This window comes from Streptomyces sp. NPDC048338 (assembly GCF_043201055.1).
Taxonomy (GTDB): Bacteria; Actinomycetota; Actinomycetes; order Streptomycetales; family Streptomycetaceae; genus Streptomyces.
In genome coordinates this window covers 179,425-196,199 of record NZ_JBICYQ010000005.1, presented here as the reverse complement: position 1 = coordinate 196,199, position 16,775 = coordinate 179,425, and the positions used below count along the sequence as shown (strand labels likewise).

Here is a 16,775-nt window from a genome sequence, read left to right as displayed (position 1 = left end):
CCGAAGGCGGGAGCACTCAGCCAGTCAGTGCTGCGTCGAGGTAGTCCTGCACTGGCCCGAACAGTCCGTACGGCACGTACTGCGGGATCTCCCCATGGGCGACCCAAGCGAGCTCGGCCAGCTCCTCGGTGTCCGCGACGTGGGCGGTGCCGCCCAACACCTCACAAGCGGTGTACGACATCAGTCGGCCAGTCTTCGGGTGGACACGCTCGCCAAGCAGCTTCATGGCAGCCACGTCCAGGCCGGTCTCCTCGTGGGTCTCCCGAACGGCGGCGTCTTCGCGCGCCTCGCCGGGCTCGACCTCACCGGCCGGAAACTGCCAGGAGAGCTGTCCCTCGCTAACCCGGCGGCGCACCATGAGCACCCGCCCCTCGTGGACGACGATGGCCGCGGCGATGCCAGGGCGTTCCGCCGTGTTCTGCTGCGTCATGTCTGCTCCTCCAGGACGGCCAGGATGGGGGGGGAAGAACGTATCGACGGGGATGAAGCGGGGCACCGAGTTTCTGGGGAAATCACGTCCTGGTCGTTCGCCGACCGTACAGGTGCCGAGTTCACCCAAGAGGGTGACGGAGAATGCCTCTTGGAGGAGCTGCTTCACACCCGATGCCTGCGCGACGGCCTGCTCCCGGCAGCCATCTGGCACCATCGCACTCTCAGCTCCGAGCGGGGCGTCAGCATGACCCGCCCGCCTCGGGGCCGAACGACTGCCGCCACGTACGCCGCTGTACCGGGACGTGCACAGGAACGTCGCGCCGCGGGGCCAAATCGTGCGTTCCGTTCCCGGCGCTTCTCGGTGCATCGTGATGAGCGGCAACGAGAGGGATGAAACTCGCTGTCAGTGATGACTGATAGACGTTAGGTATGCATAATGCTGTGTCCCGGCACCCCGAACCGGCATGCCACCGCTGGAAGTCACCGACCGATCTGGACCCGAAATCGCCGTCGCTGGGGAAGCTGATCTCGTGGCAGCGTGACCGATGCGCGATGTGTGGGGGATCCGCTACTGGGTGCGTGGTGGACCATGACCACGCCACTGGGCTTGTGCGGGGACTGCTGTGCTCCACCTGCAACACGACGGAGGGCAGGAAGGGACCCGAAGATGAACCGTTCGCCTCCTACCGCCGCCTGCCGCCCACGGCGATCATCGGTGTGACACTTCCGTACCGCCCAGGCGATCGTGCGTACGCATACCGATGCGATCGCCACCTCGGCTACCTGAGCATTCCCTCCGCCTGGTGTCCTGGGGTCAACGACCTCATCCTGCTTGACGACCCGTCGGATCCCGCCGCGATGATGCGCGCCACCGCAGAACACGAGCGACAGAACCCGGGAATGGGAGACATGGCTCGGATCGAGCTGGTCGCATTCGAATGCGTGGGCGACCTCCGGCCGGACGGGGCCTGTCGCGATCAGCGGAAGCACCTAGAAGGTGAGCCTTCGCCGGGGACGCCAGTGTTCGCGCCTACTCGCGCCGCCCGGGCACAGAGTCTGACCGGCACTCTGGCCGATGGTCGGGTACTGGACATGCGTAACAGGCCCCGTGGGCTCCCGCGCCGCGGATCAGCCCCCTTATGGAGGCGCGTCGACCGTTGAGGCGGTTCGTATCCCGCACGTGCGCCGCTGGCCTGGATCTTGGTCTCAGCCGCCCCATTCCAGTCGCACGGGCTCGCGGGCCGCGGCCAGGGCGCTGTCGAGGTCAGCAAGGCGCTCGGCGAGGGTGGTGCTGGCAAGTCGGGGCGGGAGGGCGACGGAGAATTTGAGGCCGCGGACGGCGCGCGGGTCGACGCTGGGCAGGGTGAGGGAGTCGGGGAGTTCAGCGCGGGCGGTCTTCCAGTCGTCGGGGGCGAGGTCCTGGCGAAGACGGACATGAGTGTCGGTGGGACGCTGAACGGGGTCGGCGAGGTTGCCGAGAGAGGCTGCGAGCGTTGCGTTGGCGCGGTAGCCGGCCCAGGTCCACCAGCGGGTGGCATCGGCGTTGCGGACCAGCAGGGTGCCCGCCGGGTGTACTTCGTGGGGTGCTCGGTCCATGCGGAGTTCGGCAAGGGTGGCAGTCGCGCGGCGGGTGAGGCGGACGTCGGGGTCTGTGCCGAGGAGGACGTCGCGCATGGCGCGGGTGAGGGCGTAGGAGAGGCCGCGGGCTTCGCTTCCCTGCCATTTGGCGATGCCGCCGTCTTCGACGGGTTCGACGAAGGCGCGACGTCGAGCCCAGTCGATGAAGGTGACCTGCCAGCTGCGGCCGGCCAGGAGTAGGCGTCGCGGGCCTGGGCGTTCCTCTGTGAGGACGGTGGGGTCGGTGGTCCCGATCTCCTTGCGTCCGGCTAGCACGGTGAACTCGGGCGGTGCTGTGAAAGAAGCGGTCAGCTCCATGAAGTGGCGTCGGCCGAAGTGCTTCTCTGCTTCGGTGCCGATAAACAGCATGCCTCCGTCGCTGTCGAGGAAGCCGTCTTCGACAAGGTGGGACACGAGGGGTGCGGCGGAGCGGTCGAAAGGAGCCAGACCGTTCCATTGCTCGGGCCACAGGCGGTCGCCGAGACGGTGTTCCTGCAGGGTGACAGCGAGGATTTGTTGTGCGACGAGATGACGGGGTGAGGGAGGCGGGGTGACAGGTTCAACCCAGCCTCGGGACCACAGGGTGAGCAGGCCGGCGGCTTGGAGGAAGGCGTCGGGCCGGGTGGCGAGGAACAGGCAGTTGCGGGAGGTGCCACTGCGGCGTCCGGTACGGCCGATGCGTTGCAGGAAAGAGGCCACCGTGCTGGGTGAGTCGATCTGGATGACGCGGTCGAGGTCGCCCACGTCGATGCCGAGCTCGAGGGTTGAGGTGGAGACGATGACACAGTCGCGTGCTTCGGCGAATGCCTGCTCGGAGCGAGCACGTTCGTCGGCGGAGAGGGAGGCATGGGAGAGGAACACGGTGACGTCGCGCGCCCGTAGTGCCGCGCCGAGCTCTTCCACCTGCTTGCGCGAGTCACAGAATACGAGCCGTTTTTCGCCCTTGTGCAGGGCGGAGATCACTTTGGCAGCGTTGGAGAGAGATCCGACGTAGTCGAGTTCCACCTCTCCAGCGGGGCGCGGGAGATTTTCAGCGCCGGCCGATGCGGTCCCGCTGGCGGGCAGGGTCACTCCGGGGGCGACGACTCGGCCGGGGCGGTCGGCGGGGCTGGCGCCCTGGAGCCAGGTGAGCAGGGTATCGGGGTTGCCGACGGTGGCGGAGAGGCCGATGCGTTGGATCCGTTGGCCGGTCAGTCGCTCCAGGCGTTCGAGTACGGCGAGCAGGTGCCAGCCGCGGTCGTCCCCCGCGAAGGCGTGCACCTCGTCGACTACGACGGCGCGTACGCGGCCCAGCATGTGCGTGTGGTCGGTCTTGACGCTGATAAGCATCGCTTCGAGGGACTCGGGCGTCGTCAGCAGGAAGTCGGGGGACTCTGTGCGGATGCGGCGGCGCACGGACTCCGGGGTGTCGCCATGCCAGAGCGCGGCTCGGCGGCCCAGCCACTGGGCGTAGCTGTCGACCCGGTGCACCAGGTTGTTCAGGAGTGCCTTGAGCGGTGCAAGGTAGAGGACGGAGGTGCCGGTCCAATGCTTCTCCCGCATTGCGGACAGCATCGGGAAGGTGGCTGCCTCCGTCTTTCCTCCGGCGGTCGGCGCGAGCAGGATCGCGTCCTCGCCGTCCATCAGCGGGTGTACGGCCTCCTTCTGCAGGGGGCGCAGATCCGGCCACCCGAGTGTGTTGACGATGTGGTGCAGGACTACCGGGTCGAGGCGGTCCACCGGGTCGGTGGCGCGCGGCTGATCCTGCACGTCTATGGCTCCTGCGCTGGTCGTCAGAGGTCGGGGCTTCGAGGAATGGCTCTTCAGAGCTCGAGGTCGAGATCGTCCGCGGAGGCGGCTGGCGTGGGCGCGGCGAAATTCCGTTCGGTGGCGGTGAGGTCGCCGCTGGAGACCGTGAGCTTGTAGTGCGTGCGCGGGTCGAAGTCGGGGAACTGGTCGATCCGGTCCAACACGTCCCCGACCAGTTTCTTCAGGTACAGCCGGGGTGCTACTCCGACCCTTCCGCCGAGAGCACCTCCCACGGCCCGTGCCAGGTCGGTGAGGTACGCGTCGTCGGCGAGCTGCTTGATCCGATCCGGGGACTGGGAGCCGTCCGCGTACAGGTCGCGGATGGTGGCGCCCAGGCCGGTCAGTGACTGCTCGGTAAATCCGGGCAGCCGAATCTGGACGGCCCGTGGGTTGTCGAAGCGGGGGTCGGTGGTGAAGTCGGTGGCGAGGCGCTGGGCGAGAGGTGCGAGTCGCTGTACGCCCTGTTGTCCGTCGTAGAAGGCGGGCGTTCCCGTGATGACGAGGTAGAGGCCAGGGAAGCGGCCGGAGTGAACCTCGTCGATGAGCTGCCGCAGTGCGTTGAGTGCCTTGTCGCGTGCGTCGGAACGAACCCGCTGGAGGGTTTCCACCTCGTCCAGCACGAGAACGAGTCCGGCGTGCCCGGCGTCCCGGAGCACGGTGAGCAGGCCCTGCAAGAAGCCGAAGGCACCGAAGTGGTCCAGGTCGCCGCGGACGCCTGCGCTGCGCCGGGCGGCTGCGGCGACGTGCGGCTGGCCACCGAGCCAGGCCATGACCGCGGCGGCGGTGGCCTCGTCTCCGGCGTCCAGGGACTGCTTGTATCCACGTAGGGCGGTGGCGAAGGCGGGGGCATGCCGGGAGACCTCGGCAAGCCGGGCAGTGAGAAGTCGGTCCACGGCCTGCGGCAGCTCGGTCTCGCTCGCGCCGTCGGCGAGTGCGTCCTCCTCCAGCGCGTAGAACCACGCGTCGACGACCGGCCGCAGTGCGCTCGGCGGGAAGCTCACGGTGGCCAGGCGTTCGGTGAGCCGCCGGTAGACGGTCTCCAGCTTGTGTAGGGGGGTCTCGGTCTCCGACACCTGTACTTCGGCCACGGCGAAGGTGCGTCGTTTGGCGCGTTCGCCGAGCCAGCGGGTGAAGAAGGTCTTGCCGGATCCGTACTCGCCACGCACGGCCTTGAACACCGAGCCGCCGCCGGCGACGGCGTCCAGTTCCTCGTCGATTGCCCCTTCGAAGCGGCCCAGGCCGGTCGCGAGCAGGTCGAGGCCGCTTTCGGGGACAGCGCCGCGCCGCAGCGCATCCACCACGGCGCGCCGTCGCACGACGCCGATCGGGGTAGCGGCCCCTGATGCTGAAGATCCAAACGCGTTCACCCGAACAGTCTCCCATCCGGCCGCCCACCTGGCCGGATTCCGACGCCAAAGCCTGGCATCCAGCACGCGGACCGGGCGGGCCGGGAGACCGGCCCACCCGATGCAGGCGCACCGCGCCGGTTCACAGCCCGAACTGCTCGATCAGCTGGGCCCGGTGCAGGCGAAGGGTGCGATTGTCAGGGAGGATCTCCAGGATCTGGGCGCCGTCGTAATTGAGGAGCTGGGCGAGGGTTGCTGCGAAGCCGGGTGCACGGGTGGCGGGCTGGCCCGCTCGCTCGGCAAGAGCGGTCATCGGCAGGGTGCCGGCCTCGACAAGCGCGACCAGTGCCTTCGGGAGGACCGTCTTGTCGCGTGGCTTACGGGCGAGCAGGTCCAGCTGTGCCTGGTACAGCTCAGTCGCCATGAGCCGCTCGACCAGGGCAACAGCAGGGTCTTCGGACTGGTTGGAGGTGGGTGCGGTCTCGGGCTCGGCCGCCGACTCCCCGGGTTCCTGCGGTACGGGGGGGACCACCTCGTCCTCGCCGAACAGGCTGATGGCGCCCTCGGGGGCGGGCGGGGCGGCCTTCCTGGTCTGCTTCCGGCGCGGGCTCGCCACGGCGGCGTCGGGCACGGCACCTGCGTCCGCTTCGTTCTTGGCGCCGGCCTGGACGACGCCACGACCCTCGCCGTCCTCGGTCCACCAGGAGGGTGTCGGGTCGCCCAGCTCCCGCCATCCGATCGGCGGCTCGGCGCCGAAGGGAAGCAGGGCGAGGAGCGGGATGGTGAACTCGGCGAGGGTCGCCCCACCGTGGTAGCCGGCCTTGAGCGCGGTATACCGGGTGTCGTGGTCCCGCAGCGCGACGATCCGCGATCCGGGCTCCGGCCAGACCACCCGCGGTCCGGACAGCTCGATCTCAGCCGGGGCGACGGGTCCACCAGGAGTGCGGTGGCGGGCCGAACCGATCGTGCCGCCGGCCGCATCGAGCTTGGTGCCGCGCCGCTCGACTACATGGCCGTGGTCGGAGGTAAGCAGCACCGTCATGCCATGCGCACGGGCAGCTCGCAGCAACGGTTCCAGACCGCCGATCTCCCTGGCCCGCCACGCGCCGTCGCCGAGTTTCTGCTCCTTGCCGAGGCGGTCGTCGACCGTGTTGAGTACGACCGCGACATGGGTGCGCTCGTCGGCGAGGGCTTCGGTGAGGGCGGTGGAGAACGGCGAGCCGGTGTCGGGGCCGCGCAGGTCGTCCTTGTGGAAGACGACCGCCGGTGCCCCGTTCCAGCAGGACTGCTGGGGGAAGAGCCGCTTCTCGTCGTTCTGGTCACCCTTCATCAGGGTGCCCGCGAACAACGAGGTCCGCGATACGGTCGTGAGGGTGGGCAGCGCGGCAGCCACGGCGCGCCGGACGGGCGGTCCGGCCGCGGTGGGCAACGGGTCGAACTCCGCCCACTGTCCCCGGAGTTCTTCGCCAAGCTCCGCAGCTATCGCCGCGCTCATCCCATCCACGAGCAGGAGCAGAACCCGTCGGCCGGGGCTGGCCACGACGGGTGCGACAACACGGTCCAGCAAGCTCTCCACGGTGAGCATGGCGCCGGGGGCGGTGCCACCCGCGGTCCACACCGCGAGCCGCTCGGAGAATGCACGGTCCAGCTCGCGGCGCTTGTCCCGCACCTGCGCGCCGATCCGGCTGTACGCGTCGGCGAGTACGTCGTCCGGGTCGCCGCCCGCTTCGAGGTGTTCCAAGGCTCGGTCTACCCAGCCGAGTTCGCAGATCTGACGGGCTGTGCCGTCAGCGACCGAGGCGATATCGGCCTCAGGCGAGCCGGCGAGCCACTGCCGCAAGCGCGCCGCCATCCTCACCCGCTCGATTCGCGCGCGGGTGGCGCCGTCGGCGGCCAGAGCATGGTCGGCCAGCGCGATTACGGCAGCGGTGATCGTGTCGGTGCCGCCGTCGGCAAGGGCACGACCAGCCGCGGTGAAGCGGGCATCGAGTCCGGCCGCGAGCAGCGGGCTGGCAGTCGCGGCAGCCTGTGCCCCGAACTGTGCCACGAGCTGTGCGGCCCGAGTCAGGACCGGGTCGGCGAGCCGGTGCTCGCCTCGGTCGACAAGCCCGCGGACGAACGCCTCGCCACTGGATCCGAAGGAGGCCAGGAGTTTGTCGAGGTCGTCGCCCTGGGCAGGAGGCTGTTCGCCGAGCCACCGCTCGGCGCGCCCTCGCGCCCGGTACAAGTCGTGATCGGCCTCCGCGTGCCCCCACAAGGTGGCGCAGACGACCGCGTAGGCGGCTGCGTCTGCCCCGTGTTCAGCGTTCACCAGAGCGGTGATGATCTTTCCGGTGGAACCGCCCTGCTCCGGTTCGGCGAGGAAGCGGGCCAAGCCGGCCCGTTCCGGTCCGCGCAGGTCGCGCAGGAGGTCGGGGCCGCCAGAGGTGAGGGTCCATCGGAACAGTGCGACGGGGTCGATGCGGTCTCCGTCGTCGTGTGCGGCCGGCCCGCCCAGCGCATCCGTGTCGTGACGACCGAGCCTGAGACGGCGCCTGGCCAGCCGGGTGAGCGCCTCGTCTCGGGAAAGCACTCCCTTACCCAACGAGGGCCAGCCGCGGGTGGCCGCCGCGTCCAGGAGCGCTTCGGCCGCCCAGGTCTCGCTGCGCAGTCGCCCGTCGAGGCCGCGTGCGTCGAATGCCTCCTGCACGACCTCCCAGTTGTCGACGGACCGGATCCTGCCGCCGTAGACGCGGGCGAGCAGCCCGGGGTCGAGGTCGGTGTCCTCGCAGTCGGTGAGGACGACCAGGATTTTGGGGTCGGGGGCAGTTGCCGCGTCGAGATGGCCCAGGATCTGCTCGTGTACGGCCAATACCGAGGGCCCGACGGCCACGCGCGCCCGCAGCCCGCCCGCTGTCTGTTGCACTGCGGGCCCGTCCCAGGCCGGATCGGCCCGCAGCAGCAGGACGCGGACCGTGCCGTCGCCAAGCCGGCTGCGGGCGGCGAGATACTGGCGGACGGTCCCCGCCGGCAGCCGGGCGAGACCGGCGGACGCGGGCGCTGCGGTGACGGTGTCGGACATCAGTCGACAACCTTCCAGACGACCTCGACGGTGGCGTTGGGGTTCTCGGCCGCGAGCGCCGCGATCTCCGCCTGCAGCTCGGCGGCAGCCCGCGCGGCGGTGGTCCGCCCGCCGCCGGAGCGGACAACGGGCCGAGACGGCGTGCGGGGCCCCGGCTGCGCCACCGGCTCCGGCAGCACCTGCGGGTGGGCGGAGCCGCCGATCAGGTCCACGTCGTCCGAGCTCGGCGACGAGGTGGCCGGGGTCTGGGGCTGCTCGGCCGTGGCCTGTCGGGACCTCAGCAGGGACAGCACCTCCCGGCCACTGGCCTGCAACACGCCCGGCAGGTCGGGGTAGTCTCCCGGATCGCCGGCGGCGGCATCTCGCACCCGCTCCAGGACGGCCGCGCCGTCCACACCGAGGGTGTCGGCCAGGCCCAGCTGGTCCCAGCTGGTGTTCTGCAGCGCGGCAGCGACCTTCCCCGCGCCCTTGAGGGACATGGCGTAACGGTGTGCGGTGAAGTCACCGAGGTCGAAGCGGGCGAGCCGGTCAACGACGGTCTTGGCGTCTATGCCGGCCTCCGTCACCGACTTCACCAGCTCCTGCGCCCGCCGGGCGAGGACGAGGCGGGGCGAGTCGTCGTCGAGGCGCAGGAAGGAACGGTGCTTCTCCAGTTCCCCGACGAGCCGTCCTGCATCCTGGGCGAGCGCGGCGGCAGCCTGCTTGATCTGTCCGGCGAACTGGTTGACGATCCGCCCACGACGCAGTTGCGGCGCCCGGTCCCCGAGCACGGTCTCATACCGCTTCCGCGCCTCGGTCCAGTCCGCCTCACTGGGCAGCGCCTGCTCGCGCATGGCGTAGTCCCGCTTCAACTCATGTGGTGCGGGAGCCGGTTCGACGGGGACACCCCCGCGAACCCACACCCGGTCAGTCATCTCCGCGTAAGCGGCGGCGAGCAGCCGGCGAAGCGGCTCAGACAGTCCGCGCGGCTCGGGAAGGTCGCTCCAGTCGGAGAGCTTCACCAGAGTCGGCTCGGCCGTGCCGTCCCGGCGGGCCTGGCTGGTGAAGTGGTCAGGCCAGGTGGTGGACTGCCGGTAGTACGCCTCCCGCATGGTTCCGAGCCCGAGGCCGCCCGCGATCCGCGCCATGGTCTTGCGGTCCTTGCCATCGACCTCGACCTGTCCGTCGCGGTCCTCGGCGGCCTTGCGCACGTACTCGAAGACGGTCCTGATCTCGGCAGGCTTCACAGACTTGCCGGCCCCATCGGGGTCCAGGTCGGGGTGGGCAGGGTACTGGTGGGCAAGCAGCTTGCCAGCCAGGTCGCGGGCAGCGGCGTCCAGCGCTGCACCGAGCGGGAGCCGAAGCTCGGGCACATCCTGCTGGGCGACCAGGTGGGTGTCGAAGCCGAGGTCGACGACCCCTTCCTGCTTTTGCGCGAGCCCATACGCCTGCCGCAGCGCCTGGATGACGCGCTCGGTGAGGATGTTGCGCTGCGACTGCAGCATGCTCTTGGCGCGCGCCTTGTCGTCAGCGTTGAGGCTGCGCGCGAATTCGGAGTCGAAGCGGGCCTCGTCGGCGAGGGCCTTGTCGATGACGACGAGACGCTCGAAGTCACTGCGGGAGGCGTCGGTCAGGTGTGTGGGCAGCCAGGCCAGGGTGCGCGAGTCGCCGCCCGGCTTCTCCCGCAGGGCACGCAGCCGCTGCAGGTCGTCCATCGGACCGAACTCGCCCTCGTCGTACGGGAAATCGACGACGAGCCGCCAGGCGTCGTCCTGGCTGGGCCGCAAGGTCGCCTCGGACAGCGAGTCGACATCGGCGACGTGGCCGAAGACCACCTCGATCTGTCGTTCGGTGCCCTTCCACACAAGGTCAAGCACGTCGTATGCGTCGAAGCCTCCGGGCCCGTCGCCAACCCCGAGCGCGTCCTTGAGCAGGCTCCGCATCTTGGCGCGCCGGTTGCCCAGGTTGTTGTGGACCTGTGCATTGGCGAGGACGGCGTCCAGGTCGACGCCGGTGAGCTCTAGACGGACCACCGCGCCCGGCCCGGTACCGGCGACCTTGATCTCAGGGAAGGTCGCCGCCCACTCCTTCACCTTCTGCTCGAGCCGGCCGACCTCGGTCCCCGCGATGCGCGTGGTGATGGAACCGTGGTTGAGGGCGTGCAGCCGCGCCAACGTGAGGTCGGCGAGCGCCGGCACGCTGGGCGCGAGCGCCGACAGCAAGAGGGTCTGCAGGAGCCGGCTGTCACCGGTGAAGTCGCGGCAACGGGCCGCGAGCTGCGGGTCGCCCAGGCTCTCGGGAGAGCGTCGGTACGCCTCGACCTGGTCCTCGGTGACCTGGTTGGTCTTCAGCAGGTACGGGCGCAGCTTGTCCCGGTACAGCTTGTCGGCAGCCTCGAAGTGGACATTGGTCTCCCCGCTGAACGCCTTGTCGCCGCCGCCCGCGATCGCCGGATACAGATCGCCGAGCGGCACGAGCTGTCCGAGCCGCCAGTCGTCACGATGGTCGACAAGCAGCTGGCTCATCAGCTTCAGGCCGGTGCGAGAGCGCTGCAGCGCGGCAGAGATGTGCACCAGGGTGTCCATGAACGCCGGCGGGAACGGGTACGTCCGCCTAAAAGCATCCTCGTCCGCGCCGGTGGTGGACTTGTCGTGACCCAGCAGGGTGTCCCACACATCCGGGCCGAGCTTCTTAGCCTCAGCGAACGCCGCATCCACCTTCGCCTCGGCCCCCGGCACGGGCTTGAGCAGACGAGCCTGCGCGATCTGAGGAAGGTTGCGGTCCTCCAGGACGATCTCGTCGTAACGCCCGCCGTTGAGCTTCAGGGTGTCCTGCACTGCCGCCTCGGCGGCACCGGACATCTCCTCACCGACCAGCTCACGCAGATCGCGCTGACGGGCGATGAACGACACCACCGGAATGGCACGCCGCTCGTCACCGCCCTCCACGAAGTTCGTCACCTTGCTGGATTCCCTGCCCAGCACCTTCTGGTCGTGGATGAGAGTGGCCAGCCACAGGATCAGCTCGTCCATGAACAGGATGAGCCCGTCGTAGCCCAGCGATTTGGCGTGCGCCGCGATGACGCTGAGCCCCCTGTCGAGGGAGATGAAGCCGCTGACATCCTCGGAAGCATTGCGCGCGAAGGCGGGAAACAGCGTTCTTGTGAGGTCCTGCACGAGGCGGGCACGCAGGTCCCTCGGCGTGGAGGGATTGTCCAGATCGAGGCTCTTGGTGTTCTCGTGCTCCTCTACCGCGTCCATGGCCTCGTCGAGAAGGCTGCTGGTCCAGGAGAAAGAATCACCCCATTCGTCCTCCTGGCCGCCGGCATCGGCGAGCTGCGCGATCACCCAGTCGTCGCCGTTACGGCGGCGCTGCTCGGCGAAGTCCTCGAAGATCCCGTCGGTCCGGTAGACCTGCGGCAGCGGGCAGTCCGGATGCAGCTTGCGTACGTGCTCCACGTACTTGCCGAGCACCCGCTGCTCCAAGGACTTGGAGCCGAGCATGTGGTACGGCACCAGCAGGAACTTGCGGTCATCCGCGTCGAGCCAGGAGTGCCGGGCCCGAACCTGATCGAGCTCGCTACGGTTCCGAGCGGCCTGGTTGCGCGAGAGCAGCGCGTAAAGCACCGCCATGAAGTGCGACTTACCGGAACCGAACGAACCGTGCAGATATGCCGCCTTCGACGAGTGACTGTCGAGCGCCGACTTGATCAGGTCCAGTGCCTCGTCGAAGTTGCCCAGCAGCCGGTCGGTGACGACGTAGTCCTTCAGGGCCGCCTCAGCCCCCTCGGGGGCGACCGCCTCGTTCAGCTTCAGCACGAAGTCGGAGGTGGACACCGACTCCGGGATGTCGATCAGCTCCCGCAGAAGCGGCCGGTCCTCAGGGCGAGAGTTGTTCCTACTCATGAACGCCATGGTGTTTAAGCTCCTCGCCCTGATCAGTCGGACTCTGCGCCGGCGACGGCATCGGTGACGTTGTCCGTGACGGACATCTGGACGGCGGCCCTCGTGCTCGTTCGCCTCTTGGGCGCGGCTGCCTTCTTCGCGCCACCGCGGGTGGCCGCAACCGGGCGCCAGGCCCGTAGCGCGTCGTCAGTCAGCCCGAGCTCGCCCTGCTTCTGCTGCCGGAACGCCAAAATCTCGGCGGCCGGCGACGCCCCGAACTCCGGGTCGTACTCGCCATGCCACTGCTCCAGCCACGGCTGCAGCTCAAGCAGCCCGGCCAGGTACGGCACGATGTCGTCCTCGCCGAGCCCGGCCTGCTGGATGTGGGAGGCGAGCGCGAGGGCCTGCTCCAAGTGGTCCCAGCCGGCCCACCCGTAAAGCTCTGGCGACTGTGCGTTGGCCGTGCCGTACGAGACGAACTGCTCCTTGGGTACATCGAGCTTGCCACGCGCACGCCAGTAACTCGGCTTCAGGAAGTCTGCCGCGGTGTACTTCGGCGGCACGGGCGTCCGCTCACGGACCTTCCGCTTGGCGAGCTCGTCCGGCGCGGCGTCCTCCTCGCGCTGGAGGTCCCACACGTGCTCCCAGTCCGCCCGCTTCTTCAGCGCGACGGGCTTGTAGCGGAGCGCGGCAACGAACGGCACATGCTCCTCTGACAGCAGCTCACGGACCGTCTTGGCGAGATCCTGCTGGGGGGCGTAGAGATCGGCAACAGACGTAAAGTCCTCGTCCGCGGAGAGCGCTTCAGCGAGGCGGCCGAGAGTGATGACGGTCGGGTTGCCGTTGACGTCAAACCAATACGCACGATCCTCCATCCGGTCGAGCAGCCAGGTCCTCAACGCCTTCTGCCGCATTGCGGCCCAACCCTCGGTCGCCCAACGCCTCTTGTACTCGGGGCGCTCAACCATGCCGATGGCTCGGTTGGACTCGATGGCGTCGATGCGCTTCTGGACGAGGGCGCGATAGTCGGCGGGCCAGTGGTCGGGGATCTCTCGGATCTGCTCCGATCCGTGCCGGTTGAACCACTCCTCGCTGGCCTCGCCGGTTTCGACACGGCGCGCGAGCACGATCTCGAAGGCGCGCTCACCGAGGGCAAGGTCGGGCACCGCATCGGGGTCAGAGAGACGTAGGTCTTCGGAGTGCAGGTTGTAGAGGGAGTAGACCTGCCAGTCCAGCTCCTCCTGGAGGGCGATCATGCGGGCGCGGAGGGAGGCGTGACGACTTTCGGCTTCGCGGAGGGCGGAGGCAGTGGGGGTTGTCTTGGCTGCGAGGGCGGCAGGGGTGACGCCGGAGAGCTGCTGGGCGAGGGCGTCGAGGGCGGTGGCGAGTGCGGCGGGGTACTCGGCGGGAAGAGGAAATTCCTGGAGCTTGGTGCCGGTGAACTCGTAAAAGCGCTCCCAGACCTGCGACTTGTAGCCCTCGTTTACGCCCTGGCTACCCTTGTCGTGACTAACCATTTTGAGCCAGAAACCAGCCGTGGAGCTATTGAGCAACCCGAGCAGCCGCACATACTCCTCCTCACTCGCCCCCTTATTGAGCGCGACGACGGGAGCGGTGCGGATGAATACGCGCCGCGCGCGGTTCAGCGCAAAGTGATTGTGCGTAGCAACGAAGGGGAAAGCGATCGTGAACTTCGGCCTATACCTGTTCTTAAAGAACATGGAGTACTCAAACCAGGCAAGCCCACGCTCCAGTTGCGACTTGCCGAAGGCGACGCGGTCGATGAGGTAGCGACGGGACGGCCACAGGAAGCGTCTCAATTCCGGCGATGCCGTCGCCTTGAGAGTCTTCTCGTCATATGGCCACGCTGAGGTCGTCGCTCCGCTGATGGTGAAATCGCGGACGGAGCCACCGTCCACAAGCTGGCGCGCTTCGTCGTCCGTGACGCCTGAACGGCGCAAGGCTCCAGCACCCACCATGAATGCGTCGTCCTCACGCGTTACTGCACCAGCGCCAATTTCCTGAGCAACTGATCGGAGCTGTGCACGCGATCCAGAGTTCAGCGTCTCAACCATCTCAAGTCCGCCATCAGCCAGGATCCACGGCTGCTTGCCGAAATACCGACCCCGCTCCAGATCGTCCACTGAAACCCACTGTCCCGCACTCCCCGGTCGGTCGATCAGCTCGACGATCGCCCGCCACACCAGCCCCTCCGCTTCCTTCCCTTCCTCCGGCGCCGACGGCTCCCCCTGCACGCTCCGCACCGTGCGGATCGTCGCCTGCCGCTTTACTCCCTCCCTAGGTCGCCCGATGAGAATCACTGTCGGCGTCCCGTGCCCCGGGATGACCGCCCCTGAGGTGTCGATGACCTCCGTCAACTCGACCTTGTGCGCGAAGTACTCCTCGATGAGCTTGGTGCCGAATTCACGCTTCATGAAGGAGTTCGCTGTGATCTGACCGACCGTGCCGTAGCCGTGCCCGTCCGCCCCACCCTGCTTGGCTAGTTCGAAGAACCGCTGGGCGAAGGGAACGGACAGTGCGTACGTCCCCGCGCACGCGCTGTATAGCTCTCGGTACAGCTGGTTGAGCTGCTTGTCCTTGACCGTGATGTACGGAGGGTTACCCACTACTACGTGGTAGCGCCCCTGGTCCAGGATCCCGGGGTACTCGTCCACGTCCTCCGTGGCGTATGAGAACTGAGCGAGCGGGTCACCGGCCGCGCCGCCCTCGTCCGCAAAGCCAAGCCCCAGTTGAAGCTCCAGCTGGCGATCCTTGATGAGGGAGTCGCCCACAGCAAGCTGGATCGGCCACTCGTAGTGCTGGGCCTCCTCGAAAGTCCGCATTCCGCTTGCGGCCACCGCCGCAACCAGGAGCCGGAAGCGGGCGATCGCGATCGCGAAAGGGTTGAGGTCCACTCCGTGCACCGAGTCGAGGGCGGCTCGCACCCGCTCGTACGAGCCCACCTCTGGACGCTCCTCCGCCCACATCCGTACCAGCCGTCGGAACGCTTCGAGCACGAAGTGACCGGACCCGCAGGTCGGGTCGATCATCTTCAGTTCCTCGAACCCGAACTCCCGTACCGCCGGGGTCATCGTCCGGTCGAGAATGAACTCCTCCACGAATTCCGGCGTCTGCAGCAGCGCGTACGTCTTACGGGCCGCCTCGCTAAGGTCCTGGTACAGATCGCCTAAGGGCTGTCCCGTAAATGATCGTTGAGTCGCCTCGGGCGCGGGTGGCCGCGGTGTGGTCCGCTGGTCTATCCGGCGAGTGCGAGGTTGTGCATCCGTGCGATGCCGAGCATGGCGTGGTGGACGCCGTCGCCTTTGAGGCGGCAGTCGCGGAGGATCTTCCAGGTCTTCATGCGGGCGAAGACGTGCTCGACGCGGGCCCGGACCTGCTTGTGGGACTTGTTGTGCTCCTGCTTCCACTCCGGCAGTTCCTCGCCCTTGCGGCGGCGGTGAGGCATGACGAGTCCGGTGCCGGGGTAGCCGCCGTCGGCGATCGTGAGGGTCTTGCCGACGGCGGCTTTGACGCCGGATTCCTCCCACGCCTTGCAGTCGTTGCGGTTTCCGGCGAGCGGCCGGCCGACCACGACGACCAGGCGGGTGTCGGCGTCGATGACGACCTGATGGCTGGTGGAGTACCGGTAGTTCTTGGACTGCTCGGCGATGGTGTGGTCGCGGGTGGGGACGAGGGTGCCGTCCACGATGAGCACGGTGTCCTTGGCGAACCGCTTGCGGGGCTGGAGCGCGAGCATCGGCCCGAGGTGGTCGATGATCCGGTCCGCCGCCGACTTCGACACCCCGAACAGCGGGGCGAGCTGCCGCATCGTCAAGTTCGTGCGCCAGTACGCCGCGACCAGGAGGGCCCGGTCCTCCAGCGGAAGACTCCACGGCCGGCCCTTGCGGACCGCGTCCGCACCCTCGCGCCGCAACACGGTCACCAGCTTCCCGAACAGGCGCGGGCTCAGCCCGGTGAACGGGGCTATCCAGGACGGCTCCGACGCCGTGATCACACCAGCCACAGCAAGATCATCTCACCCGTGACCAGCAGTTACGGGACAGCCCTTAGGAACCGGGTGCTCCAGCCCTCAGTGCCAGCCTCTCTCAGCGGGTCGCTGAAGTCATGGACAAGCACCGGGCCGTCGGCTTCATTCTCACTGGCGCGCTGCTCCCGCCAGAACGCGAGGAGCGCGCCGGCCCCGTCGTGCGAAAGAGGGATCTGGTAGAGCGGGTTGTGGTCGCGGTCGAAGAGCAGTCGGCCGGCCTGCCCGGCGCCCAGCTCTGCGAACGCCGTCTCCAGCCAGCCTCGGTACGTCGGGTCGACGTCCTTCTCCAGGAACTCCTCGTACCGCGCCTGCGCGATCTCACGCCCAGCCACATCCGGCGCGGTGATGTACGGCTCGGCGATCAGCCGGTTGTCCTCGCTGAAGCGGACGAAGACGGTGCCGAGCACCCAGGCCACCGCGACCTGGGTGATCCGCTCCCCGACCCAGGCGTTCCACGTCGCCGCCGTACGGCCCAGCTTCCGGGCCTGCTCATACTCACCGCGCAGCCGCGTCCCTACCTCGGGGACAGCTTTGACCTGCTGTTCAAGGTCGGTCTCTGCCGCCTTGACCTGCTTCTGCAGGTCGGCGAGGAGGCTCTTGCGGTCGATCACGGAACGGCT

At 68.4% G+C, this 16,775-nt stretch carries 8 protein-coding genes and 1 pseudogene; 1 reads left to right on the top strand and 8 read right to left on the bottom strand.

Features of this window, described 5'->3' with window-relative positions:
• Window positions 1-16: 16 nt before the first annotated feature.
• The gene (locus tag ACGFZF_RS14085; RefSeq protein ID WP_329283866.1) at window positions 17-430 is read right to left on the bottom strand and encodes an NUDIX hydrolase; all 414 of its coding nucleotides are present in this window, start codon (window positions 428-430) and stop codon (window positions 17-19) included.
• Window positions 431-861: 431 nt separating this feature from the next.
• On the opposite strand from ACGFZF_RS14085, the gene ACGFZF_RS14080 reads away from it, so the two are divergent.
• Window positions 862-1,593, top strand: coding sequence for an endonuclease domain-containing protein (locus ACGFZF_RS14080; RefSeq protein ID WP_392625644.1), 732 nt, complete (start codon window positions 862-864; stop codon window positions 1,591-1,593).
• A gap of 45 nt (window positions 1,594-1,638) precedes the next feature.
• Here ACGFZF_RS14080 and ACGFZF_RS14075 read toward each other — a convergent pair whose 3' ends face one another.
• From ACGFZF_RS14075 to ACGFZF_RS14045, 7 genes and pseudogenes are all read right to left on the bottom strand, one after another.
• Window positions 1,639-3,798 carry a DEAD/DEAH box helicase gene (locus ACGFZF_RS14075; RefSeq protein ID WP_392582563.1) on the bottom strand — a complete coding sequence of 720 codons (2,160 nt, stop codon included), beginning with the start codon at window positions 3,796-3,798 and terminating at the stop codon, window positions 1,639-1,641.
• Window positions 3,799-3,851: 53 nt separating this feature from the next.
• Window positions 3,852-5,162: a BREX system ATP-binding protein BrxD gene (brxD, locus tag ACGFZF_RS14070; protein ID WP_392582576.1), complete on the bottom strand. Its 1,311-nt coding sequence runs from the start codon at window positions 5,160-5,162 to the stop codon at window positions 3,852-3,854.
• Window positions 5,163-5,325: 163 nt separating this feature from the next.
• Window positions 5,326-8,244: a BREX-2 system phosphatase PglZ gene (gene pglZ / locus ACGFZF_RS14065; RefSeq protein WP_392625642.1), complete on the bottom strand. Its 2,919-nt coding sequence runs from the start codon at window positions 8,242-8,244 to the stop codon at window positions 5,326-5,328.
• Entirely contained in the window at window positions 8,244-12,137 is a 3,894-nt protein-coding gene (locus ACGFZF_RS14060; protein WP_392625640.1) for a phage resistance protein, read from the bottom strand. The genes pglZ and ACGFZF_RS14060 overlap by 1 nt, the downstream gene beginning before the upstream one ends.
• 23 nt (window positions 12,138-12,160) lie before the next feature.
• Window positions 12,161-15,367 carry a BREX-2 system adenine-specific DNA-methyltransferase PglX gene (pglX, locus tag ACGFZF_RS14055; protein WP_393554233.1) on the bottom strand — a complete coding sequence of 1,069 codons (3,207 nt, stop codon included), beginning with the start codon at window positions 15,365-15,367 and terminating at the stop codon, window positions 12,161-12,163.
• On the bottom strand, window positions 15,364-16,131 hold the full coding sequence (locus tag ACGFZF_RS14050) for a transposase (protein ID WP_393553992.1): 768 nt from the start codon (window positions 16,129-16,131) through the stop codon (window positions 15,364-15,366). Before ACGFZF_RS14050 ends, pglX begins: the two co-directional genes overlap by 4 nt.
• Window positions 16,132-16,175: 44 nt before the next feature.
• Window positions 16,176-16,766 (bottom strand): annotated as a pseudogene (locus ACGFZF_RS14045) (SAM-dependent methyltransferase); the annotation flags it as partial.
• Between the last annotated feature and the right edge of the window lie 9 nt (window positions 16,767-16,775).

What these genes read in the sequence shown, in the direction of transcription:
- ACGFZF_RS14085 (WP_329283866.1), bottom strand. Translation starts at nt 430, where the DNA reads ATGACGCAGCAGAACACGGCGGAACGCCCTGGCATCGCCGCGGCCATC.
- ACGFZF_RS14080 (WP_392625644.1), top strand. Translation starts at nt 862, where the DNA reads ATGCATAATGCTGTGTCCCGGCACCCCGAACCGGCATGCCACCGCTGG.
- pglZ (WP_392625642.1), bottom strand. Translation starts at nt 8,244, where the DNA reads ATGTCCGACACCGTCACCGCAGCGCCCGCGTCCGCCGGTCTCGCCCGG.
- ACGFZF_RS14060 (WP_392625640.1), bottom strand. Translation starts at nt 12,137, where the DNA reads ATGGCGTTCATGAGTAGGAACAACTCTCGCCCTGAGGACCGGCCGCTT.